The sequence below is a fragment of the Streptomyces sp. PCS3-D2 genome, assembly GCF_000612545.2.
Taxonomy (GTDB): domain Bacteria; phylum Actinomycetota; class Actinomycetes; order Streptomycetales; family Streptomycetaceae; genus Streptomyces.
In genome coordinates, this window is record NZ_CP097800.1 from 6,282,404 (window position 1) to 6,304,502 (window position 22,099).

Here is a 22,099-nt window from a genome sequence, read left to right on the forward strand (position 1 = left end):
CCGATGTTCCGCCGAGCCTTCTGGTTCACCGCCGGCGCCGCCGCCGGCGTGTGGGCCACCACCAAGGTCAACCGCCAGCTCAAGAAGCTGACGCCGGAGAGCCTCGCGGCCCAGGCCGCCGACAGGGCCGTGGAGGCGGGCCACCGCCTCAAGGACTTCGCCCTCGACGTCAAAGCGGGAATGACGCAGCGCGAGGACGAGCTGAACGATGCACTGGGGCTCCACCAGGACCCCGACCGGCCCGACAACGTCACCGCCCTTCCCGGGCCGCGGCGCCTGCGGGCCATCCAGAACCACCAGATCGACAACCGACCAGAGCTGTCGTACAACCGGAATGAGGACCACTGATGGAGTCGGCTGAAATCCGCCGCCGCTGGCTGAGCTTCTTCGAGGAGCGCGGTCACGCCGTTGTCCCTTCGGCGTCGCTCATCGCGGACGACCCGACTCTGCTGCTGGTCAACGCGGGCATGGTGCCCTTCAAGCCGTACTTCCTCGGCGAGACCAAGCCCCCGGCCCCCCGGGCCACCAGCGTGCAGAAGTGCGTCCGCACGCCGGACATCGAAGAGGTCGGCAAGACCACCCGCCACGGCACGTTCTTCCAGATGTGCGGCAACTTCTCCTTCGGGGACTACTTCAAGGAAGGCGCCATCAAGTACGCCTGGGAGCTGCTGACCAGCTCCGTGGCGGACGGTGGCTACGGCCTCGATCCCGAGAAGCTCTGGATCACCGTCTACCTCGACGACGACGAGGCCGAGACGATCTGGCGCGACGTGATCGGCGTCCCCGCCGAGCGCATCCAGCGCCTGGGCAAGAAGGACAACTTCTGGTCCATGGGCGTCCCCGGTCCCTGCGGCCCGTGCTCCGAGATCAACTACGACCGCGGCCCGGAGTTCGGCGTCGAGGGCGGCCCCGCGGTCAACGACGAGCGCTACGTGGAGATCTGGAACCTGGTCTTCATGCAGTACGAGCGCGGCGCCGGCGACGGCAAGGAGGACTTCCCGATCCTCGGCGACCTGCCGTCCAAGAACATCGACACCGGTCTCGGCCTCGAACGCCTCGCCATGATCCTGCAGGGCGTGCAGAACATGTACGAGACCGACACCCTGCGCGTGGTCATGGACAAGGCCACCGAGCTGACCGGCGTGCGGTACGGCGCGGCGAAGGACACCGACGTGTCCATGCGCGTCGTCGCCGACCACATGCGCACCTCCGTCATGCTCATCGGCGACGGCGTCACCCCCGGCAACGAGGGCCGCGGCTACGTGCTGCGCCGCATCATGCGCCGCGCCATCCGCAACATGCGCCTCATGGGCGCCACCGGCGCCGTCGTGCAGGACCTCGTGGACGTCGTGATCAACACGATGGGCCAGCAGTACCCGGAGCTCGTCACCGACCGCAAGCGCATCGAGACCGTCGCGCTCGCCGAAGAGGCCGCCTTCCTCAAGGCCCTCAAGGGCGGCACGAACATCCTCGACACCGCCGTCACCGAGACCAAGGCCGTCGGCGGCAAGGTCCTCTCCGGCGAGAAGGCGTTCCTGCTCCACGACACCTGGGGCTTCCCGATCGACCTCACCCTGGAGATGGCCGCCGAACAGGGCCTCTCCGTGGACGAGGCCGGCTTCCGCCGCCTGATGCAGGAGCAGCGCGACCGCGCCAAGGCCGACGCGAAGGCCAAGAAGACAGGCCACGCGGACATGTCCGCCTACCGGGAGATCGCCGACGGCTCCGGCGCCACCGAGTTCACCGGCTACGCCACCACGCAGGGCGAGTCCACCATCGTCGGCCTGCTGGTCAACGGCCTCTCCGCGCCGGCCGCCTCCGAGGGCGACGAGGTCGAGGTCGTCCTCGACCGCACGCCCTTCTACGCCGAGGGCGGCGGCCAGCTCGCCGACCAGGGCCGCATCAAGCTCGACACCGGCGCCGTCATCGAGGTCCGCGACGTCCAGCAGCCGGTCCCGGGTGTCTCCGTGCACAAGGGCTCCGTCCAGGTCGGCGAGGTGACGGTGGGCGCCTCCGCGTACGCCGCCATCGACGTCAAGCGCCGCCGGGCCATCGCCCGCGCCCACTCCGCCACGCACCTGACCCACCAGGCGCTGCGCGACGCGCTGGGCCCGACCGCCGCCCAGGCAGGTTCGGAGAACAGCCCCGGCCGCTTCCGCTTCGACTTCGGCTCCCCGAACGCCGTCCCCGGCTCGGTCCTCACCGACGTCGAGCAGAAGATCAACGACGTGCTCTCGCGCGAGCTCGAAGTGACCGCCGAGATCATGAGCATCGACGAGGCGAAGAAGCAGGGCGCCATCGCCGAGTTCGGCGAGAAGTACGGCGAGCGGGTCCGTGTCGTGACCATCGGCGACTTCTCCAAGGAGCTGTGCGGCGGCACGCACGTCGGCAACACCGCCCAGCTGGGCCTGGTGAAGCTGCTCGGCGAGTCCTCCATCGGCTCCGGTGTGCGTCGTGTCGAGGCCCTTGTCGGCGTGGACGCGTACAACTTCCTCGCCAAGGAGCACACGGTCGTCGCCCAGCTCCAGGAGCTGGTCAAGGGACGTCCGGAGGAGCTGCCGGAGAAGATCGCCACCATGCTCGGCAAGCTGAAGGACGCCGAGAAGGAGATCGAGAAGTTCCGCGCGGAGAAGGTCCTGCAGGCCGCCGCCGGTCTCGCCCAGAACGCCCAGGACATCAAGGGCGTCGCCCTCGTCGTGGGCCAGGTGGCGGACGGCATCGGCGCCGACGACCTGCGCAAGCTGGTCCTCGACGTCCGCAGCCGCATCCCGGGCGACCGTCCGGCCGTCGTGGCCCTCTTCACCGTGGCGAACGACCGCCCGCTGACCGTGATCGCCACCAACGAGGCCGCCCGCGAGCGCGGTCTCAAGGCCGGCGACCTGGTTCGTACGGCCGCCAAGACCCTCGGTGGCGGCGGTGGCGGCAAGCCGGACGTCGCCCAGGGCGGCGGGCAGAACCCGGCCGCGGTCCCGGAGGCCATCAGCGCCGTCGAGCGCCTCGTCGTGGAGACGGTCTGACGATGACACTGCGCCGCGGCCGCCGCCTGGCCATCGACGTCGGGGACGCCCGGATCGGGGTCGCTTCCTGCGACCCCGATGGGGTCTTGGCCACACCGGTGGAAACCGTTCCGGGCCGGGACATCCCCTTCGCCCACCGGCGGCTGCGGCAGCTCGTCGAGGAGTACGAGCCCCTCGAAGTCGTGGTCGGCCTGCCCCGCTCGCTCAGCGGGCGGGAGGGGCCGGCCGCGGCCAAGGTGCGGGCCTTCGCGAACGAACTGGCCAAGGGCATCAAGCCGGTGACGGTCCGTCTGGTGGACGAGCGGATGACCACGGTCACCGCCGCCCAGGGGCTGCGCGCCTCCGGAAGGAACGCGAAGAAGGGCAGGTCGGTCATCGACCAGGCGGCCGCTGTGGTGATCCTTCAGAACGCTCTTGAGACCGAACGGGTATCAGGTAATCCGCCTGGTGAGTGCGTCGAAGTGGTTGTCTGATCGCGATACGGTAACGTTCCGCGCGATGAGACGGCATTCGAACAGCCGTCGCCCACCGTCAAAGAGGCGGAACCGGGTGCCGCGGACGAACAGGTCCGTGGCACTGCGTCTCGCGGCTCTAGGGGACCGATGACTGAGTATGGCCGGGGCCGTGGCCCCGAACCCTGGCACCCTGAGGACCCCTTGTACGGGGACCAGGGGTGGACCGGGCACCAGACCCAGCAGGGCCAGGTGCCGTTCACCGGTGCGCCGCAGCAGGAGTACCAGCAGGAGCCCCGGTACCAGGAGCAGTACCCCCAGCAGCCGCAGTACCAGCAGTACCAGCAGTACCCCGAGTACCAGCAGCAGTACGCACAGCAGGAGCCGCAGCAGGGCTATGCCCCGCAGCAGGCGTACGCCCCGCAGCAGACTCAGCACCCCCAGTACGCGCAGCAGCCCGTGCAGCCCCAGCAGCCCGTGTACGACAGCCAGGGCTGGGACACCGGCCAGGGCCAGTACACGGCCGCGGTGCAGACCGACCCGTACGCGGGCGCGGACCTCGCGCAGCACCCGTCCGCCGGCTACCCGGGGGAGACACCGGACCTCTACGGCACGGACGAGGCCTACCCGCCGCCGCAGCCCCCGGGCCGGCGCCACCTGGAGCCGGAGCCGGCCGAGCAGGAGGAGGAGCGCGAGGACGCGCTTGCGGTCGGTGGCGACGGTCGCGACGACGGGGACGGCGACGCGGACGAGCCCTCGGGTCGCCGCGGCGGCCGTTCGAAGGGCGGCAAGCCCAAGAAGCGCAGCGGCACCGCCTGCCTGATCGCGGCCGTGGTCATCCTCGGCGTGGTCGGCGGTGGAGGCTACTACGGCTACACCTACATCAAGGCGAGGTTCGCCCCCGCCGAGGACTTCGCGGGCGACGGCGTCGGCGAAGTGGTCGACGTCGAGATCCCCAAGGGTGCGGGTCTGGGCCAGATGGGCCGCATCCTCAAGCAGGCCGGCGTCGTCGCCAGCGCCCAGGCGTTCGTCGACGCGGCGAACGCCAACCCCAAGGGCAAGTCCATCCAGCCCGGCATCTACCCGATGAACAAGAAGATGTCGGCCGCGGCCGCCGTCGCGCTGATGATCGACCCCACCAAGCTCAACGTCATCACCGTCACCGAGGGCATGCGCAACACCAAGGTGTACGAGGCGATCGACAAGAAGCTGGGCAAACCGGAGGGCACCACCAAGGAGATCGCCCTGCGCGAGGCCAAGAACATGGGGCTGCCGGCCTGGGCCGGCAACAACCCCAAGCTCATGGACCCGCTCGAGGGCTTCCTGTTCCCGACGCGCTACGACCTCAGCAAGGACAGCACCCCCGAGTCGCTGCTCAAGCAGATGGTCAAGAACGCCTCCGACAAGTACGCGGAGCTGGGCATCGAGGCCAAGGCCAAGGAGCTGGGCCTGGAGAACCCGCTGCAGGTCGTCACGGTGGCCAGCCTCGTCAACGCCGAGGGCAAGAACCACGACGACTTCCGCAAGATGTCCGAAGTCGTCTACAACCGCATGAAGAAGACCAACGACGTCACGAACCAGAAGATCGAGTTCGACTCGACGTACAACTACGCCAAGAACCAGAGCGAGATCAACTTCAACCTCAAGGAAGCGCAGGCGTTCAACAACCCGTACAACACCCACTTCATCAAGGGCCTGCCGGTCGGCCCGATCGGGAACCCGGGCATGGACGCGCTTACCGCTACCCTCAACCCTGACCACGGCGGCTGGATGTTCTTCGTGTCGGTCGACGGCAACACGACGACCTTCACCAAGACCTACGACGAGCACCTCAAGCTGGTCGCCGAGTTCCAGGAACGGCAGAGGCAGAAGAACGGCGGGTAGCAGGACATGACACGGATACGGGCCGCGGTGCTGGGTTCGCCCATCGAGCATTCGCTCTCACCGGTGCTGCACCGTGCCGCGTACCAGGAGCTCGGCCTCGCCGACTGGTCGTACGACCGCTTCGAGGTCGACGAGGCCGCGCTCCCGGACTTCTTCTCCGGGCTCGGCCCCGAGTGGGCCGGGCTGTCGCTGACGATGCCGCTCAAGCGGGCGGTCATCCCGCTGCTGGACGGGGTCAGCGACACGGCGGCCTCCGTCGAGGCGGTCAACACGGTCGTCTTCACCGAGGACGGCCGGCGCCTGGGCGACAACACCGACATCCCCGGCATCGTCGCCGCGCTGCACGAGCGCGGGGTCGACAAGGTGCCCTCGGCCGCCGTCCTCGGTGCCGGGGCCACCGCCTCCTCGGCGCTCGCCGCGCTGTCGCGGATCTGCACCGGCGAGGTCACGGCGTACGTCCGCTCGCGGGCGCGCAGCGACGAGATGCGGCAGTGGGGCGAGCGGCTCGGCGTGGCCGTCCGTACGGCCGACTGGTCCGAGGCGGCCGGTGCGCTGGAGGCGCCCCTGGTCATCGCGACCACCCCGGCCGGCGCCACCGACGAACTGGCCGCCGCGGTCCCGGACGCACCGGGCACCCTCTTCGACGTCCTCTACGACCCCTGGCCCACGCCGCTCGCCGCCGCCTGGTCGCAGCGCGAGGGGAACCTCCTGGGCGGTTTGGACCTGCTGGTGCACCAGGCGGTTCTCCAGGTGCAGCAGATGACCGGCCGCTCCCCGGCGCCGCTCGGGGTGATGCGGCGGGCGGGCCTCGCGGCCCTCTCCGGATCCTCTTGAGGCGCCGGGGCAGCAGCGCTCTTCCCGCCCGCGGAGTGATCTTGGCGGAATCTCACCTACTGATCGGTAATATCGCCCGTTACCCTGTCCACCTGCACTTTTACAGGGGGTTGGGATGGACGGGACGGACACGGATCAGGCGCTCGCGTCGAAGTGGGACATCCCCGTGGTGCTGTACGGCGTGATCAGAGTGGCCTTCGCCGACCTGCCGATCTGGGCCAAGGGCCTGGTTTTCGCGCTCGTGGGGTTCCTCGGTGTCTGGACGGCGGCCACCTGGTTCCGTGGGCGCCGCAGCCGGGTCCGCTGACCAGCGGGGCGTCCGACAGCTGGACCGGGGCCCGTGAAACCGTTCCGGACATGGGAGGATTCGGGTGAGGCGGGTCCGGGCCGCGCACCCGATCGCGCCGTCGCAGTACCAGGCGCGAGCATGAGGAGCATCGTTGAGCAGGTTGCGTTGGCTGACCGCAGGAGAGTCGCACGGACCGGCACTGGTCGCGACGCTGGAGGGTCTTCCCGCCGGCGTCCCGGTCACCACCGAGCTGGTGGCCGATCACCTGGCCCGGCGCCGGCTCGGCTACGGCCGCGGTGCCCGGATGAAGTTCGAGCAGGACGAGATCACCTTCCTCGGCGGCGTCCGCCACGGCCTGTCCCAGGGCTCCCCGATCGCGGTCATGATCGGCAACACGGAGTGGCCCAAGTGGGAGACCGTCATGTCGGCCGACCCGGTCGACCCCTCCCTCCTCAAGGACACCGGCCGCAATGCGCCGCTGACCCGTCCGCGCCCCGGCCACGCCGACCTCGCGGGCATGCAGAAGTACGGCTTCGACGAGGCCCGGCCGATCCTGGAGCGCGCCAGCGCCCGTGAGACCGCCGCGCGCGTCGCCCTCGGCGCCGTCGCCCGCTCCTTCATCAAGGAGGTCGCGGGCATCGAGATCGTCTCCCACGTCGTCGAGCTGGCCTCGGCCAAGGCCCCCTACGGAGTCCTGCCCACTCCCGCCGACGTCGACAGGCTCGACGCCGACCCGGTCCGCTGCCTCGACGCCGACGCCAGCAAGGCGATGGTCGCGGAGATCGACCAGGCCCACAAGGACGGCGACACCCTCGGCGGCGTCGTCGAGGTCCTCGCCTACGGCGTCCCCGTGGGACTCGGCTCGCACGTCCACTGGGACCGCCGGCTCGACGCACGCCTCGCCTCCGCCCTCATGGGCATCCAGGCCATCAAGGGCGTCGAGGTCGGCGACGGCTTCGAGCTCGCCCGCGTGCCCGGCTCGAAGGCGCACGACGAGATCGTCTCCACGCCCGAGGGCCTCAAGCGCACCTCCGGCCGCTCCGGCGGCACCGAGGGCGGTCTGACCACCGGCGAACTGCTGCGCGTCCGCGCCGCGATGAAGCCCATCGCCACCGTCCCGCGCGCGCTGGCGACCGTCGACGTCGCCACCGGCGAGGCCGCCGTGGCCCACCACCAGCGCTCCGACGTGTGCGCCGTGCCGGCCGCAGGCATCGTCGCCGAGGCGATGGTGGCCCTCGTACTGGCCGACGCCGTCGTCGAGAAGTTCGGTGGCGACTCGGTCCCCGAGACCCGCCGCAACGTCCAGGCCTACCTCGACCACCTGCAGATCCGGTGACGGCCGCACCGCTCGTCGTCCTCGTCGGGCCCATGGGCTCCGGCAAGTCCACGGTGGGGGCGCTGCTCGCCGAGCGGCTCGGCGTCCCCTACCGGGACACCGACGCGGACATCGTCACGGCCCAGGGCCGGCCGATCTCCGACATCTTCGTCGACGAGGGCGAGCCGTACTTCCGCCGGCTGGAACGGCAGGCCGTCGAGGCCGCTGTCGCCGAGCACACCGGAGTCCTCGCCCTCGGCGGCGGCGCCGTGCTCGACGAGGGCACCCGCGCACTGCTGACCGGCCTGCCCGTCGCCTATCTGTCGATGGACGTGGAGGAAGCCGTGCGGCGCGTGGGCCTGGGCGCCGCCCGCCCGCTGCTGGCCGTCAACCCGCGCCGCCAGTGGCGCGAGCTGATGGAGGCCAGGCGCCCCCTCTACACCGAAGTCGCACGCGTCGTCGTGGCCACCGACGACCGCACCCCCGAAGAGGTCGCCCAGGCGGTCCTCGACGCTCTGGAGTTGAAGGACGTATGACAGACCAGGTGACGCGGATCCACGTCGGCGGAAGCGCCGGCCATGACCCGTACGACGTGCTGGTCGGGCGGCAGCTGCTCGGCGAGCTCGGCTCCCTGATCGGTACCAGGGCCCAGCGGGTCGCCGTGATCCACCCCGAGGCCCTCGCCTCGACCGGTGAGGCGCTGCGCGACGACCTCGCCGACCAGGGCTACGAAGCGGTCGCCATCCAGGTGCCGAACGCCGAGGAGGCCAAGACGGCCGAGGTCGCCGCCTACTGCTGGAAGGCGCTCGGCCAGTCCGGCTTCACCCGCACCGACGTCATCGTCGGCGTCGGCGGCGGAGCCACCACCGACCTCGCGGGATTCGTCGCGGCCAGCTGGCTGCGCGGCGTGCGCTGGGTCGCCGTTCCGACCACCGTCCTGGCGATGGTCGACGCGGCCGTCGGCGGCAAGACCGGCATCAACACCGCCGAGGGCAAGAACCTGGTCGGCGCCTTCCACCCGCCGGCCGGGGTGCTCTGCGACCTGGCGGCGCTGGAGTCGCTGCCGGTCAACGATTACGTCAGCGGCCTCGCCGAGATCATCAAGGCCGGATTCATCTCCGATCCGGTGATCCTCGACCTGATCGAGGAGGACCCGCAGGCGGCCCGTACGCCCCAAGGTCCGCACACCGCCGAGCTGATCGTGCGCTCCATCCGGGTCAAGGCCGACGTCGTCTCCAGCGACCTGAAGGAATCCGGGCTGCGGGAGGTGCTCAACTACGGCCACACCCTCGCGCACGCCATCGAGAAGAATGAGCGCTACAAGTGGCGGCACGGTGCGGCCGTTTCGGTGGGCATGGTCTTCGCCGCCGAGCTCGGCCGGCTCGCCGGCCGCCTCGACGACGCCACCGCCGACCGGCACAGGGCGGTCCTCGCCTCCGTGGGGCTGCCGCTGACCTACCGCGGCGACCAGTGGCCCAAGCTGCTCCAGACCATGCAGGTCGACAAGAAGTCCCGCGGCAACCTGCTGCGCTTCATCGTCCTCGACGGTCTGGCCAAGCCGACGGTCCTGGAGGGCCCCGACCCGGCGCACCTGATCGCCGCCTACGGCGAGGTGTCGGCGTGAGCCGCCGCGTGCTGGTGCTGAACGGCCCGAACCTGGGCCGTCTCGGCTCGCGCGAGCCCGACGTGTACGGGGCGACCTCGTACGCGGGACTGGTGGACAGCTGCCGGTCGCTGGGCGAGGAGCTCGGTTTCGACGTCGAGGTCCGCGAGACCAACGACGAGGGCGAGATGATCCGCTGGCTGCACGAGGCCGCGGACGGAAAGCTCCCCGTGGTCATCAACCCGGGGGCCTTCACCCACTACTCGTACGGCATGCGCGACGCCGCCGCGCAGCGCACGGCGCCGCTGATCGAGGTGCACATCTCCAACCCGTACGCCCGCGAGGAGTTCCGGCACACCTCGGTCATCGCCGCCGTGGCGACCGGGACCGTGGCCGGCTTCGGGATCGGGTCCTACCGGCTGGCGCTGCGTGCACTGGCGGACGAGATCGACGCCTGACGCACCGGCCCGGCAGCCTGGTGGACGGCCGGGCCTCCGCGGTCATATAACGTTCTCGCATCAGTCGCAGGAACGAGACGAAAGTGGCAGCGGATGCACCAAGGAGTGGGTGGCGGGGGCTGGGGGCAGCCGGGGCAGCGTCCTTCGGCGCCCCCGCAGCCGCCCATACCCCCGGCTCAGGGCTGGCCGGGTTCGCCCCCGCCGCCGTCCCAGCACCCGGCCCCGCCCCAGGTGGCGCCGGTTCCCGAAGCCACCGGGCACATCCCGCTGCCGCCCGCGGTGGCGGGAACCGGCGGCGCCGTGCTCGCCGTCCTGCTGATCGGGCCGGCCGGCGCCGGGAAGACCACCGTGGCCCGGCACTGGGCCAGTACTCGGCCCGTGCCGACCGCCCACGTCAGCCTGGACGACGTGCGGGAGTGGGTCTGCTCCGGCTTCGCCGACCCGCAGGCCGGCTGGAACGAGCACTCCGAGGCGCAGTACCGGCTCGCCCGCCGCACCTGCGGCTTCGCGGCCCGCAACTACCTGGCCAACGGCATCTCCTGCATCCTCGACGACGCCGTCTTCCCCGACCGGCCCGTGGTGGGGCTGGGCGGTTGGAAACGCCACGTCGGTCCGACACTGCTGCCGGTCGTGCTCCTGCCCGGCCTGGAGATCGTCCTGGAGCGCAACGCCGAACGCTCCGGCAACCGGCGGCTCTCCGACGAGGAGGTCGCCCGCATCCACGGCCGGATGGCCGGCTGGTACGGCTCCGGGCTGCCGATCATCGACAACTCCCATCTCGACGTCGAAGGCACCGCCCGCGCCCTCGACGAGGCCCTGGCCCGGGCCATGCCGGCACCCGGCGGCTGGTAGCCCCGGCGGAGGCGGACGCCCCGGGAGGGAAAGGGCCGGGAGCCGGGCCGCGGGCCCGCTCGGGCGCCCCGGCGGGCCGCTCGGGCCGACCCGCCGGCATCGGGCCCGCCTCGCCTCGTCCGGACGCGCTCGCCGGGCCGGATCCGCGGGGCGCTCGTAGGCTCGAAGACATGTCAGACGTGTACGCCGCCCGTCGGGGCCTGCTCCGCGACCGATGCGCCGCCGCGGGGAACGCCGCCGCGCTGATCACGCGTCCGGCGAACGTCCGCTACCTCTCCGGGGCGTCACCGCTCGGCGCCGTACTCCTCGTCGGCCCGGCCGAGGACGCCCTGTTCTGCGTCGGAGCGCCCACCGGCGAGGCCGACGAGGGCCGGCTCGACGAACACCTCCGGGTCACCGTGCTGGCCGCCCGCGGCGGGGATCCCGCCGTCGCCGCGGCCGACGCCGCCGCCTCCGTCCGCGCCGACTCGCTCGCCGTGGAGGAGCACCACCTCACCGTCGCCCGGCACCGGGCCCTGCGCTCCGTCGCGCCCAAGCTCCGCCTGGCCGACCTCGGGACCGCCGTGGAGCAGCAGCGCCTCGTCAAGGACGAGGGGGAGATCGCCTGCCTGCGGATCGCCGCGGAGATCGCCGACCAGGCCCTGGGCGAGCTGCTGGAATCCATCCTCGTCGGCCGCACCGAACGCCACCTCGCCCTGGAGCTGGAGCGGCGGCTCGTCGACCACGGGGCGGACGGCCCGGCCTTTCCGACCTCCGTCGGCACCGGCCCGCACTCCGGGCGATCCCGGCACCGGCCGTCCGACCGCAGGGTGGAGGAGGGAGACTTCCTCTCGGTCTGCCTGGGCGCCAACTACCGCGGCTACCGGTGCGAGATCGGCCGGACCTTCGTCATCGGCACCACCCCCGCCGACTGGCAGATCGAGCTCTACGACTGCGTCTTCACCGCTCAGCGGGCGGGACGCGAGGCGCTGCTGCCGGGCGCCGCCTACCGCGAGGTCGACCACGCGGCCCGGTCCGTACTGGACGCCGCGGGGCACGCGGAGGCCCTCGCCCCGTGGACGGGACACGGCGTCGGCCTCGAAATCGACGAGGACCCGCAGCTTGCACCTACGGCAATGGGTAAACTGGACGCTTGCGTGCCGGTCACCGTCGAACCGGGGGTTCACCTCCCGGGCCGGGGAGGTGTCCGGATCGATGACACGCTCGTCGTACGCCCCGAGGCGGACGGCGGTCCCGAGCTACTCACCATTACGACCAAGGAGCTGCTCGCACTCTAGCCCGCACTGCCGGGTGGTGCGTGCACCCGTGGTCTTCCAGTGCAGGAGATTCCGCAACCGTGGCTTCCACGAACGACCTCAAGAACGGCATGGTGCTCAAGCTCGACGGTGACCAGCTCTGGTCCGTCGTCGAGTTCCAGCACGTCAAGCCCGGCAAGGGCCCGGCCTTCGTGCGCACCAAGCTCAAGCACGTGCTCTCCGGCAAGGTCGTCGACAAGACCTTCAACGCCGGCACGAAGGTCGAGACGGCCACCATCGACCGCCGTGACATGCAGTTCTCGTACATGGACGGCGAGTACTTCGTCTTCATGGACATGCAGACCTACGACCAGCTGATGGTCGACAAGAAGGCCGTCGGCGACGCCGCCAACTTCCTCATCGAGGGCTTCACCGCCTCCGTGGCGCAGCACGAGGGCGAGGTGCTCTACGTCGAGCTCCCGGCCGCCGTCGAGCTCGTCATCCAGCACACCGACCCGGGCGTCCAGGGCGACCGCTCCACCGGTGGCACCAAGCCCGCCACGCTGGAGACCGGCCACGAGATCCAGGTCCCGCTCTTCGTCAACACGGGCGAGAAGGTCAAGGTCGACACCCGCACCAGCGACTACCTCGGCCGGGTGAACAGCTAACCGTGGCTGCCCGGAGCAACGCGCGCAAGCGCGCCTTCCAGATCCTTTTCGAGGCCGACCAGCGCGGGGTGTCCGTCCGCGAGGTCCTCGCGGACTGGATCCGCCACGCGCGCTCGGACGACCGGCAGCCGCCGGTCAGCGCCTTCACGATGGATCTCGTCGAGGGGTACGCCGACAAGGTGAACCGCATCGACGACCTGATCGTCACCTACGCCGTGGACTGGGACCTCGACCGGATGCCGGCCGCGGACCGGAACATCGTGCGGCTCGGTGCCTACGAGCTGATCTGGGTGGACGACACCCCGGACGCCGTGGCCATCGACGAGGCCGTCCAGCTGGCCAAGGAGTTCTCGACGGACGAGTCGCCCTCGTTCGTCAACGGGCTGCTGGCCCGTTTCAAGGACCTGAAGCCGAGCCTGCGGCGCAGCGAGAGCTGACCGCACGCCGCCCCACAGCAGCACCGGCACCGCCTTTCGGAAGGGCCCGCAGCACCTGTGCTGCGGGCCCTTCCGTTGTCGGCGCCGCCTTTCCGGCCGTCGCCGCGGGGGAGAAGAAAAGCCGGTGGCCGCCGGACCCCTGTGGGGGTCCGGCGGCCACCGGTAACGTTTCTGCTGGTGGGGGGCTTGAGGATCAGGCGTCCTCGTGCGCCACCGCGCGACGGGCGTCCGCGTCCAGCACGCCCCAGCTGATCAGCTGCTCGGTCAGGACCGAGGGCGACTGGTCGTAGATGACGGCCAGGGTGCGCAGGTCGTCCTGGCGGATCGACAGCACCTTGCCGTTGTAGTCGCCGCGCTGGCTCTGGATCGTCGCCGCGTAACGCTGCAGCGGACCGGCCTTCTCGGCGGGGACGCCCGCCAGACGCTCCAGGTCGAGGCGCAGCTTCGGCGGCGGCTCGGCCGCTCCGCCGGGAGTCGTGCCCGGCAGCAGTTCCTGCACCGGCACCCCGTAGAAGTCCGCCAGCTCGGCAAGGCGCTGGACGGTCACGGCGCGGTCCCCGCGCTCGTACGACCCGACCACCACGGCCTTCCACCGGCCCTGCGACTTCTCCTCGACACCGTGGAGGGAAAGGCCCTGCTGGGTGCGGATGGCGCGGAGCTTGGCCCCGAGCTGTTTGGCGTATTCGCTGGACATAACGCTCCCGGACGCTGTGACGCTGTGACTGCATGGACACTGCGACTACGTAACTACGTGCGGCTCCGCCGCGCGGCTGGTAACTCACTGTGAGGTTACGCAGCGTTACTTGGATGCGTCAAGCCGAATGGTCTCCGTCCCCCCGCCGGGGCGGCGCCGACAGCCCCGTGCGCGCCCCCGCGCCACCCCCGGGTGCCGACCCGCCACCGCCTCCCTGGTACCGTGTGAGACGTACATCAGACGTCCTTTAAGGTCCGTCCCGTGAGGCGGAGAAGGAGGTCCTTTTCATGGACGCCCAGCAGAACTCCGATTCCGCGCGCCCCGTACTGGAGGCGCAGGACATCGCCCGGGTCCTGACCCGCATCGCCCACGAGATCGTCGAACGCGCCAAGGGCGCCGACGACGTGGTGCTCCTCGGCATCCCCACCCGCGGCGTGCACCTGGCCCGCCGTCTGGCCGCCAAGCTCGAAGAGATCACCGGCACGAAGATCCCGGTCGGTTCCCTCGACATCACCATGTACCGCGACGACCTGCGGATGAAGCCCGCCCGTGCGATCGGTCGCACCGAGATCCCCGGCGACGACCTCGACGGCCGCCTCGTCGTCCTCGTCGACGACGTCCTCTTCTCCGGCCGCACCATCCGCGCCGCGCTCGACGCCCTCGGCGACCTCGGCCGCCCCCGCGCCGTGCAGCTCGCCGTGCTCGTCGACCGCGGCCACCGCGAACTGCCGATCCGTGCCGACTACGTCGGCAAGAACCTCCCCACGTCGCTGCGGGAGACCGTCAAGGTCCAGCTCCAGGAGGAGGACGGCCGTGACGCCGTGCTGCTCGGCCAGCGGACCGCCCGGGCGGCGGGACAGTAGCCCACCTCGACGACGGGCCCCTGCGGGGTCCGCGCCGGGCCCCGCCCTGCCCGCTCGCACCCCTGCACGTCAGTCCGCTGCACGTCAGTCCGCCTGCACCACGCCCTCCCGACCTACGGAGCCATCCAGATGAAGCGCCACCTCATCTCGGCCGCCGATCTCACGCGCGACGACGCCGTCCTGATCCTCGACACCGCCGAGGAGATGGCCCGCGTCGCGGACCGGCCGATCAAGAAGCTGCCCACGCTGCGCGGCCTCACCGTCGTCAACCTCTTCTTCGAGGACTCCACCCGCACCCGGATCTCCTTCGAGGCGGCCGCCAAGCGGCTCTCCGCCGACGTCATCAACTTCTCCGCCAAGGGCTCCTCGGTTTCCAAGGGCGAATCCCTCAAGGACACCGCGCTCACCCTGGAGGCGATGGGCGCCGACGCCGTCGTCATCCGCCACCACGCCTCCGGCGCCCCCTACCGGCTCGCGACCTCCGGCTGGATCGACTCCGCCGTCGTCAACGCCGGCGACGGCACCCATGAACACCCCACCCAGGCCCTGCTGGACGCCTTCACCATGCGCCGGCGCCTCGTCGGCCGCGACGCCGGCCTCGGCAAGGACCTCTCCGGCCGCCGCATCACCATCGTCGGAGACGTCCTGCACAGCCGCGTGGCGCGCTCCAACGTCCACCTGCTGCACACCCTCGGCGCCGAGGTCACCCTGGTGGCCCCGCCCACGCTGGTCCCGATCGGTGTCGAGACCTGGCCGTGCGAGGTCTCGTACAGCCTCGACGACGTGCTGCCGAAGTCCGATGCGGTGATGATGCTGCGTGTGCAGCGCGAACGCATGAACGCCGCCTTCTTCCCGACCGAGCGCGAGTACTCCCGCCGGTACGGCCTGGACGGCGACCGCATGGCCAAGATGCCCGAGCACGCCATCGTGATGCACCCCGGCCCGATGAACCGCGGCATGGAGATCACCGCCCAGGTCGCCGACTCCGAGCGCTGCACGGCCGTCGAACAGGTCGCCAACGGCGTCTCCACCCGCATGGCCGTCCTCTACCTGCTGCTCGGCGGCTCCGAGCCGGCCGTCACGACCACCCCCGCCGCCCCCGCCCGTACCGAGGAGAGCAAGTAACCATGAGCAAGATCCTTATCCGTGGCGCGAAGGTACTCGGCGGCGAGGCGCAGGACGTCCTGATCGACGGCGAAACCATCGCCGAGGTCGGCCGGAACCTCTCCGCCGAGGGCGCGACCGTCATCGAGGCCGAGGGCCAGATCCTCCTCCCCGGTCTCGTCGACCTGCACACCCACCTGCGCGAGCCCGGCCGCGAGGACTCCGAGACCGTCCTGACCGGCACCCGTGCCGCCGCCTCCGGCGGCTACACCGCCGTCTTCGCCATGGCGAACACCTTCCCCGTCGCCGACACCGCCGGCGTCGTCGAGCAGGTCTGGCGCCTGGGCAAGGAGTCCGGCTACTGCGACGTGCAGCCCATCGGCGCCGTCACCGTCGGCCTGGAGGGCAAGCAGCTTTCCGAGCTGGGTGCCATGCACGAGTCCGCCGCCCGCGTGACCGTCTTCTCCGACGACGGCAAGTGCGTCGACGACGCCGTGATCATGCGGCGCGCGCTGGAGTACGTGAAGGCCTTCGGCGGCGTCGTCGCCCAGCACGCCCAGGAACCCCGCCTCACCGAGGGCGCCCAGATGAACGAGGGCGTCGTCTCCGCCGAGCTCGGCCTCGGCGGCTGGCCCGCCGTCGCCGAGGAGTCGATCATCGCCCGCGACGTGCTCCTCGCCGAGCACGTCGGCTCCCGCGTGCACATCTGCCACCTCTCCACCGCCGGCTCCGTCGAGATCGTCCGCTGGGCCAAGTCCCGCGGCATCGACGTCACCGCCGAGGTCACCCCGCACCATCTGCTCCTCACCGACGAGCTCGTCCGCTCCTACAACGCGGTCTACAAGGTCAACCCGCCGCTGCGCACCGAGCGCGACGTCATGGCGTTGCGCGAGGCCCTCGCCGACGGCACGATCGACATCGTCGCCACCGACCACGCCCCGCACCCGCACGAGGACAAGGACTGCGAGTGGGCCGCCGCCGCCATGGGCATGGTGGGCCTGGAGACCGCGCTGTCCGTCGTCCAGCAGACGATGGTGGAGACCGGTCTGATCGACTGGGCCGGCGTCGCCGAGCGCATGAGCTTCGCCCCGGCCCGCATCGGCGGCCTGGACCACCACGGCCGTCCCGTCTCGGCTGGTGAACCCGCGAACCTGACCTTGGTCGATACCTCGTACCGTGGTGTCGTGGACCCCGCACACTTCGCCTCCCGCAGCCGCAACACGCCCTACGAGGGCCGTGAGCTGCCGGGGCGCGTCACCTACACCTTCCTGCGGGGCCGGGCAACGGTCGTGGACGGGAAACTGGCGTGACACCTGCAGTGATCCAACTGGCCGCCGAGGCCGCCGAACGACAGTCGGCGGAGGTGACCGATCTGGGCGCCCGCATCGCATGGGTGATCGGCCTGGTCGTCTTCATCGCGTTCGTGTACTGGCTGATGCGCCAGGGCTGGAAATGGCGAGGAGCCCTGCAGAACGATCTGCCGGAGCTCCCCGCTGCCCCGGACGGCCTTCCCGAGCACCGGCTGGCGCTCACCGGCCGGTACCACGGCTCCACCACCGCCGGGCAGTGGCTCGACCGGATCGTCGCCCACGGCCTGGGCGTCCGCAGCCGGGTCGAGCTCACCCTCACCGACGCGGGCCTCGACGTGGTCCGACCGGGTGCAGGCGACTTCTTCGTACCGGCCGCGCAGCTGCGCGGCGCCCGCCTCGACAAGGGAATCGCGGGCAAGGTACTCACCGAGGGCGGTCTGCTCGTCGTCACCTGGGCGCACGGCGACAAGCTGATCGACTCCGGATTCCGCTCCGACCGCGCGGCCGAACACGCCGCATGGGTCGAAGCGATCAACCTCATGAACACATCCATCACGACGGAAGGCGCCGAACGATGACGACCTCCACCAGGGGAGCAGCCAAAGCTCCCGCCGTACTCGTCCTGGAGGACGGCCGCATCTTCCGCGGCCGTGCCTACGGCGCAGTGGGGGAGACCTTCGGCGAGGCCGTGTTCTCCACCGGCATGACCGGCTACCAGGAGACCCTCACCGACCCGTCGTACCACCGGCAGGTCGTCGTGATGACCGCCCCCCACGTGGGCAACACCGGCGTCAACGACGAGGACCCCGAGTCCTCCCGCATCTGGGTCTCCGGCTACGTCGTGCGCGACCCCGCCCGCATCCCCTCCAACTGGCGCTCCCGGCGCACCCTGGACGAGGAGCTCGTCCGGCAGGGGGTCGTCGGCATCTCCGGCGTCGACACCCGCGCCCTGACCCGTCACCTGCGCGAGCGCGGTGCGATGCGCGTCGGCATCTTCTCCGGTGAGGCCTGGGTCGGCATCCGTGACGAGGCCCTGCTGGCCAAGGTCCGCTCCCAGCCCGAGATGAAGGGCGCGAACCTCTCCGCCGAGGTCGCCACCAAGGAGACCTACGTCGTCCCCGCGATCGGGGAGAAGCGCTTCACCGTCGCGGCCGTCGACCTGGGCATCAAGGGCATGACCCCGCACCGCATGGCCGAGCGCGGCATCGAGGTGCACGTGCTGCCCGCCACCGCCACCGTCGAGGACGTCTACGCGGTCGCCCCCGACGGCGTGTTCTTCTCCAACGGCCCGGGCGACCCGGCCACCGCCGACGGCCCCGTCGCCGTCATGCGGGGCGTCCTGGAGCGCAAGACCCCGCTCTTCGGCATCTGCTTCGGCAACCAGATCCTCGGCCGTGCCCTCGGCTTCGGCACCTACAAGCTGAAGTACGGCCACCGGGGCATCAACCAGCCCGTCCAGGACCGCACCACGGGCAAGGTCGAGGTCACCGCCCACAACCACGGATTCGCCGTCGACGCGCCCCTGGACAAGGTCTCCGAGACCCCCTACGGCCGCGCCGAGGTCTCCCACGTCTGCCTGAACGACCAGGTCGTCGAAGGCCTCCAGCTGCTCGACCAGCCGGCCTTCTCCGTCCAGTACCACCCCGAAGCGGCCGCGGGCCCGCACGACGCCGCGTACCTCTTCGACCGCTTCGTATCCCTGATGGAGGCCGAGCGTGCCTAAGCGCACCGATATCCAGTCCGTCCTGGTCATCGGCTCCGGCCCGATCGTGATCGGTCAGGCCGCAGAGTTCGACTACTCCGGCACCCAGGCCTGCCGCGTCCTCAAGGCCGAGGGCCTGCGCGTCATCCTGGTCAACTCGAACCCCGCGACGATCATGACCGACCCGGAGATCGCCGACGCCACGTACGTCGAGCCGATCACCCCCGAGTTCGTCGAGAAGATCATCGCGAAGGAGCGCCCCGACGCGCTGCTTCCCACCCTCGGCGGCCAGACCGCACTGAACACCGCCATCTCCATGCACGAGCAGGGGGTGCTGGAGAAGTACGGCGTCGAGCTCATCGGCGCCAACGTCGAGGCCATCAACAAGGGCGAGGACCGCGACCTCTTCAAGGGCGTCGTCGAGGCCGTCAAGGCCAAGATCGGCTACGGCGAATCCGCCCGCTCGGTCATCTGCCACTCGATGGACGACGTCCTCAAGGGCGTCGAGACCCTCGGCGGCTACCCCGTCGTCGTCCGTCCCTCCTTCACCATGGGCGGCGCAGGCTCCGGCTTCGCCCACGACGAGGACGAACTGCGCCGCATCGCCGGCCAGGGCCTCACGCTCTCCCCGACCACCGAGGTGCTCCTGGAGGAGTCCATCCTCGGCTGGAAGGAGTACGAGCTGGAGCTGATGCGCGATCGCCACGACAACGTGGTCGTCGTCTGCTCCATCGAGAACTTCGACCCGATGGGCGTCCACACCGGTGACTCGATCACCGTCGCCCCGGCCATGACGCTCACCGACCGCGAGTACCAGCGGCTGCGCGACATCGGCATCGCGATCATCCGCGAGGTCGGCGTCGACACCGGCGGCTGCAACATCCAGTTCGCGATCGACCCGGTCGACGGCCGCGTCATCGTCATCGAGATGAACCCGCGCGTCTCGCGCTCCTCGGCGCTCGCGTCGAAGGCCACCGGCTTCCCGATCGCCAAGATCGCCGCCAAGCTGGCCATCGGCTACACGCTCGACGAGGTCCCCAACGACATCACCGAGAAGACCCCGGCCTCCTTCGAGCCGACCCTCGACTACGTCGTCGTCAAGGCCCCGCGCTTCGCCTTCGAGAAGTTCCCGCTCGCCGACGCCACCCTCACCACGACCATGAAGTCGGTCGGCGAGGCCATGGCCATCGGCCGCAACTTCACCGAGGCCCTCCAGAAGGCCCTGCGCTCGCTGGAGAAGAAGGGCTCGCAGTTCACCTTCGTCGGCGACCCCGGTGACAAGGACGAGCTCCTGGCCACCGCCGTCCGCCCCACCGACGGCCGCATCAACACCGTCATGCAGGCCATCCGCGCCGGCGCCACCCAGGAGGAGGTCTTCGATTCCACGAAGATCGACCCCTGGTTCGTGGACCAGCTCTTCCTGATCAAGGAGATCGCCGACGAGCTCGCCGGTGCCGAGAAGCTCGAACCCGGGCTGCTCGCCGAGGCCAAGCGTCACGGTTTCTCCGACGCCCAGATCGCCGAGATCCGCGGCCTGCGCGAGGACGTCGTCCGCGAGGTTCGCCACGCCCTCGGCGTCCGCCCGGTCTACAAGACGGTCGACACCTGCGCCGCCGAGTTCGCCGCGAAGACCCCGTACTTCTACTCCTCGTACGACGAGGAGTCCGAGGTCGCCCCGCGCACCAAGCCCGCGGTCATCATCCTGGGCTCCGGGCCCAACCGCATCGGCCAGGGCATCGAGTTCGACTACTCCTGCGTCCACGCCTCCTTCGCCCTCAGCGACGCCGGCTACGAGACCGTGATGGTCAACTGCAACCCGGAGACCGTCTCCACCGACTACGACACCTCCGACCGCCTGTACTTCGAGCCGCTGACGCTTGAGGACGTGCTGGAGATCGTCCACGCCGAGTCCCTGGCAGGCCCCATCGCCGGCGTCGTCGTCCAGCTCGGCGGCCAGACGCCGCTGGGCCTCGCCCAGGCCCTCAAGGACAACGGCGTCCCCGTGGTCGGCACCTCGCCGGAGGCCATCCACGCGGCCGAGGACCGCGGCGCCTTCGGCCAGGTCCTCGCGGAGGCGGGCCTGCCCGCTCCCAAGCACGGCACCGCCACCACCTTCGCCGGTGCGAAGGCGATCGCCGACGAGATCGGCTACCCGGTCCTCGTCCGGCCGTCGTACGTCCTCGGCGGCCGCGGCATGGAGATCGTCTACGACGAGGCGCGCCTGGAGTCGTACATCGCGGAGTCCACCGAGATCTCCCCGACCCGCCCGGTGCTGGTCGACCGCTTCCTCGACGACGCCATCGAGATCGACGTGGATGCCCTCTACGACGGTCAGGAGCTCTACCTCGGCGGCGTCATGGAGCACATCGAGGAAGCCGGCATCCACTCCGGCGACTCGGCCTGCGCCCTGCCCCCGATCACCCTCGGCGGCTACGACATCAAGCGGCTGCGCGCCTCCACCGAGGGCATCGCCAAGGGCGTCGGCGTCCGCGGCCTGATCAACATCCAGTTCGCGATGGCGGGCGACATCCTCTACGTCCTGGAGGCCAACCCGCGTGCCTCCCGGACCGTGCCCTTCACCTCGAAGGCCACCGCCGTCCCGCTGGCGAAGGCCGCCGCCCGCATCTCGCTCGGCGCCACCATCGCCGAGCTGCGCGAGGAGGGCCTGCTTCCGAAGACCGGTGACGGCGGCACCCTGCCGATCGACGCGCCGATCTCCGTCAAGGAAGCCGTCATGCCGTGGTCGCGCTTCCGCGACATCCACGGCCGCGGCGTGGACACCGTCCTCGGCCCGGAGATGCGCTCCACCGGCGAGGTCATGGGCATCGATGCCGTCTTCGGCACCGCCTACGCGAAGTCGCAGGCCGGCGCCTACGGCCCGCTGCCCACCAAGGGCCGCGCGTTCATCTCCGTCGCCAACCGCGACAAGCGCTCGATGATCTTCCCGGCCCGCGAGCTCGTCGCCCATGGCTTCGAGCTGATGGCCACCTCCGGCACCGCCGAGGTCCTGCGCCGCAACGGCATCAACGCCACCGTCGTGCGCAAGCTCAGCGAGGGCGAAGGCCCCGGCGGCGAGAAGACGATCGTCCAGCTCATCCACGACGGCCAGGTCGACCTGATCGTCAACACCCCGTACGGCACCGGCGGCCGCCTCGACGGCTACGAGATCCGCACGGCGGCCGTGGCCCGCGGCGTCCCGTGCCTGACCACGGTCCAGGCGCTCGCCGCTGCCGTGCAGGGCATCGACGCGCTCAACCGCGGCGACGTGGGCGTCCGCTCCCTCCAGGAGCACGCGGAGCACCTGACCGCGGCCCGCGACTGAACACCCGTACAGCCCGGAAAGGGGGAGGGGGACACCGGTTTCACGACGGGTGTCCCCCTC

The 22,099-nt window shown here is 70.7% G+C and carries 21 protein-coding genes; 20 read left to right on the forward strand and 1 reads right to left on the reverse strand.

The genetic code is table 11. The features are described 5' to 3' along the window. Positions 1 to 3: 3 nt before the first annotated feature. From AW27_RS28145 to nusB, 14 genes are all read left to right on the forward strand, one after another. A complete protein-coding gene (locus tag AW27_RS28145) occupies positions 4 to 348 on the forward strand; it encodes a DUF6167 family protein (RefSeq protein WP_037926098.1) in 345 nt (114 codons plus the stop codon). Continuing rightward, entirely contained in the window at positions 348 to 3,017 is a 2,670-nt protein-coding gene (gene alaS, locus AW27_RS28150; RefSeq protein ID WP_037926099.1) for an alanine--tRNA ligase, read from the forward strand. The genes AW27_RS28145 and alaS overlap by 1 nt, the downstream gene beginning before the upstream one ends. A gap of 2 nt (positions 3,018 to 3,019) precedes the next feature. After that, entirely contained in the window at positions 3,020 to 3,490 is a 471-nt protein-coding gene (gene ruvX, locus AW27_RS28155; RefSeq protein ID WP_030028999.1) for a Holliday junction resolvase RuvX, read from the forward strand. A 129-nt stretch (positions 3,491 to 3,619) separates the two neighbouring features. Continuing rightward, a complete protein-coding gene (gene mltG / locus AW27_RS28160; protein WP_052031156.1) occupies positions 3,620 to 5,353 on the forward strand; it encodes an endolytic transglycosylase MltG in 1,734 nt (577 codons plus the stop codon). A gap of 6 nt (positions 5,354 to 5,359) precedes the next feature. Continuing rightward, positions 5,360 to 6,187: a shikimate dehydrogenase gene (locus AW27_RS28165; protein WP_037926105.1), complete on the forward strand. Its 828-nt coding sequence runs from the start codon at positions 5,360 to 5,362 to the stop codon at positions 6,185 to 6,187. A 115-nt stretch (positions 6,188 to 6,302) separates the two neighbouring features. Further along, complete coding sequence (locus AW27_RS28170) at positions 6,303 to 6,494, forward strand: hypothetical protein (protein ID WP_037926108.1); 192 nt, start codon at positions 6,303 to 6,305, stop codon at positions 6,492 to 6,494. Between the two features lie 133 nt (positions 6,495 to 6,627). Next, positions 6,628 to 7,812 carry a chorismate synthase gene (gene aroC, locus AW27_RS28175; protein ID WP_037926111.1) on the forward strand — a complete coding sequence of 395 codons (1,185 nt, stop codon included), beginning with the start codon at positions 6,628 to 6,630 and terminating at the stop codon, positions 7,810 to 7,812. Continuing rightward, entirely contained in the window at positions 7,809 to 8,327 is a 519-nt protein-coding gene (locus tag AW27_RS28180) for a shikimate kinase (protein WP_037926113.1), read from the forward strand. The genes aroC and AW27_RS28180 overlap by 4 nt, the downstream gene beginning before the upstream one ends. Continuing rightward, the gene (gene aroB / locus AW27_RS28185) at positions 8,324 to 9,415 is read left to right on the forward strand and encodes a 3-dehydroquinate synthase (RefSeq protein WP_037926114.1); all 1,092 of its coding nucleotides are present in this window, start codon (positions 8,324 to 8,326) and stop codon (positions 9,413 to 9,415) included. Before AW27_RS28180 ends, aroB begins: the two co-directional genes overlap by 4 nt. Further along, the gene (gene aroQ, locus AW27_RS28190) at positions 9,412 to 9,852 is read left to right on the forward strand and encodes a type II 3-dehydroquinate dehydratase (RefSeq protein ID WP_031150192.1); all 441 of its coding nucleotides are present in this window, start codon (positions 9,412 to 9,414) and stop codon (positions 9,850 to 9,852) included. Before aroB ends, aroQ begins: the two co-directional genes overlap by 4 nt. A gap of 93 nt (positions 9,853 to 9,945) precedes the next feature. Beyond that, complete coding sequence (locus tag AW27_RS28195; RefSeq protein WP_037926117.1) at positions 9,946 to 10,704, forward strand: AAA family ATPase; 759 nt, start codon at positions 9,946 to 9,948, stop codon at positions 10,702 to 10,704. A 170-nt stretch (positions 10,705 to 10,874) separates the two neighbouring features. Beyond that, positions 10,875 to 11,981, forward strand: coding sequence for an aminopeptidase P family protein (locus AW27_RS28200; RefSeq protein WP_037926119.1), 1,107 nt, complete (start codon positions 10,875 to 10,877; stop codon positions 11,979 to 11,981). Positions 11,982 to 12,040: 59 nt separating this feature from the next. Then, entirely contained in the window at positions 12,041 to 12,607 is a 567-nt protein-coding gene (gene efp / locus AW27_RS28205) for an elongation factor P (protein ID WP_037926121.1), read from the forward strand. Between the two features lie 2 nt (positions 12,608 to 12,609). Beyond that, positions 12,610 to 13,044, forward strand: coding sequence for a transcription antitermination factor NusB (gene nusB, locus AW27_RS28210; protein WP_030965741.1), 435 nt, complete (start codon positions 12,610 to 12,612; stop codon positions 13,042 to 13,044). 193 nt (positions 13,045 to 13,237) lie between these two features. On the opposite strand, the gene bldD is transcribed toward nusB, so the two are convergent. Further along, entirely contained in the window at positions 13,238 to 13,738 is a 501-nt protein-coding gene (bldD, locus tag AW27_RS28215; RefSeq protein WP_030841550.1) for a transcriptional regulator BldD, read from the reverse strand. Between the two features lie 287 nt (positions 13,739 to 14,025). Between bldD and pyrR the strand changes: the two genes are divergently transcribed. From pyrR to carB, 6 genes are all read left to right on the forward strand, one after another. Beyond that, a complete protein-coding gene (pyrR, locus tag AW27_RS28220) occupies positions 14,026 to 14,601 on the forward strand; it encodes a bifunctional pyr operon transcriptional regulator/uracil phosphoribosyltransferase PyrR (RefSeq protein ID WP_037926123.1) in 576 nt (191 codons plus the stop codon). A 129-nt stretch (positions 14,602 to 14,730) separates the two neighbouring features. After that, positions 14,731 to 15,726, forward strand: a complete 996-nt coding sequence (locus tag AW27_RS28225; protein WP_037926124.1) for an aspartate carbamoyltransferase catalytic subunit — start codon at positions 14,731 to 14,733, stop codon at positions 15,724 to 15,726. A gap of 2 nt (positions 15,727 to 15,728) precedes the next feature. Next, a complete protein-coding gene (locus tag AW27_RS28230; RefSeq protein ID WP_037926126.1) occupies positions 15,729 to 17,015 on the forward strand; it encodes a dihydroorotase in 1,287 nt (428 codons plus the stop codon). Further along, complete coding sequence (locus tag AW27_RS28235) at positions 17,012 to 17,593, forward strand: PH-like domain-containing protein (protein WP_037926128.1); 582 nt, start codon at positions 17,012 to 17,014, stop codon at positions 17,591 to 17,593. The genes AW27_RS28230 and AW27_RS28235 overlap by 4 nt, the downstream gene beginning before the upstream one ends. Beyond that, on the forward strand, positions 17,590 to 18,738 hold the full coding sequence (carA, locus tag AW27_RS28240) for a glutamine-hydrolyzing carbamoyl-phosphate synthase small subunit (RefSeq protein ID WP_037926129.1): 1,149 nt from the start codon (positions 17,590 to 17,592) through the stop codon (positions 18,736 to 18,738). Before AW27_RS28235 ends, carA begins: the two co-directional genes overlap by 4 nt. After that, a complete protein-coding gene (carB, locus tag AW27_RS28245; protein WP_037926132.1) occupies positions 18,731 to 22,039 on the forward strand; it encodes a carbamoyl-phosphate synthase large subunit in 3,309 nt (1,102 codons plus the stop codon). Before carA ends, carB begins: the two co-directional genes overlap by 8 nt. Positions 22,040 to 22,099 lie beyond the last annotated feature (60 nt).

Excerpts from the sequence above, each read along its gene's own strand:
- alaS (WP_037926099.1), top strand. The coding sequence starts at position 348 with ATGGAGTCGGCTGAAATCCGCCGCCGCTGGCTGAGCTTCTTCGAGGAG.
- AW27_RS28225 (WP_037926124.1), top strand. The coding sequence starts at position 14,731 with ATGAAGCGCCACCTCATCTCGGCCGCCGATCTCACGCGCGACGACGCC.
- bldD (WP_030841550.1), bottom strand. The coding sequence starts at position 13,738 with ATGTCCAGCGAATACGCCAAACAGCTCGGGGCCAAGCTCCGCGCCATC.
- mltG (WP_052031156.1), top strand. The coding sequence starts at position 3,620 with ATGACTGAGTATGGCCGGGGCCGTGGCCCCGAACCCTGGCACCCTGAG.
- AW27_RS28195 (WP_037926117.1), top strand. The coding sequence starts at position 9,946 with ATGCACCAAGGAGTGGGTGGCGGGGGCTGGGGGCAGCCGGGGCAGCGT.
- AW27_RS28165 (WP_037926105.1), top strand. The coding sequence starts at position 5,360 with ATGACACGGATACGGGCCGCGGTGCTGGGTTCGCCCATCGAGCATTCG.
- AW27_RS28145 (WP_037926098.1), top strand. The coding sequence starts at position 4 with ATGTTCCGCCGAGCCTTCTGGTTCACCGCCGGCGCCGCCGCCGGCGTG.
- carA (WP_037926129.1), top strand. The coding sequence starts at position 17,590 with ATGACGACCTCCACCAGGGGAGCAGCCAAAGCTCCCGCCGTACTCGTC.
- aroB (WP_037926114.1), top strand. The coding sequence starts at position 8,324 with ATGACAGACCAGGTGACGCGGATCCACGTCGGCGGAAGCGCCGGCCAT.
- pyrR (WP_037926123.1), top strand. The coding sequence starts at position 14,026 with ATGGACGCCCAGCAGAACTCCGATTCCGCGCGCCCCGTACTGGAGGCG.
- AW27_RS28200 (WP_037926119.1), top strand. The coding sequence starts at position 10,875 with ATGTCAGACGTGTACGCCGCCCGTCGGGGCCTGCTCCGCGACCGATGC.
- AW27_RS28170 (WP_037926108.1), top strand. The coding sequence starts at position 6,303 with ATGGACGGGACGGACACGGATCAGGCGCTCGCGTCGAAGTGGGACATC.
- AW27_RS28230 (WP_037926126.1), top strand. The coding sequence starts at position 15,729 with ATGAGCAAGATCCTTATCCGTGGCGCGAAGGTACTCGGCGGCGAGGCG.
- ruvX (WP_030028999.1), top strand. The coding sequence starts at position 3,020 with ATGACACTGCGCCGCGGCCGCCGCCTGGCCATCGACGTCGGGGACGCC.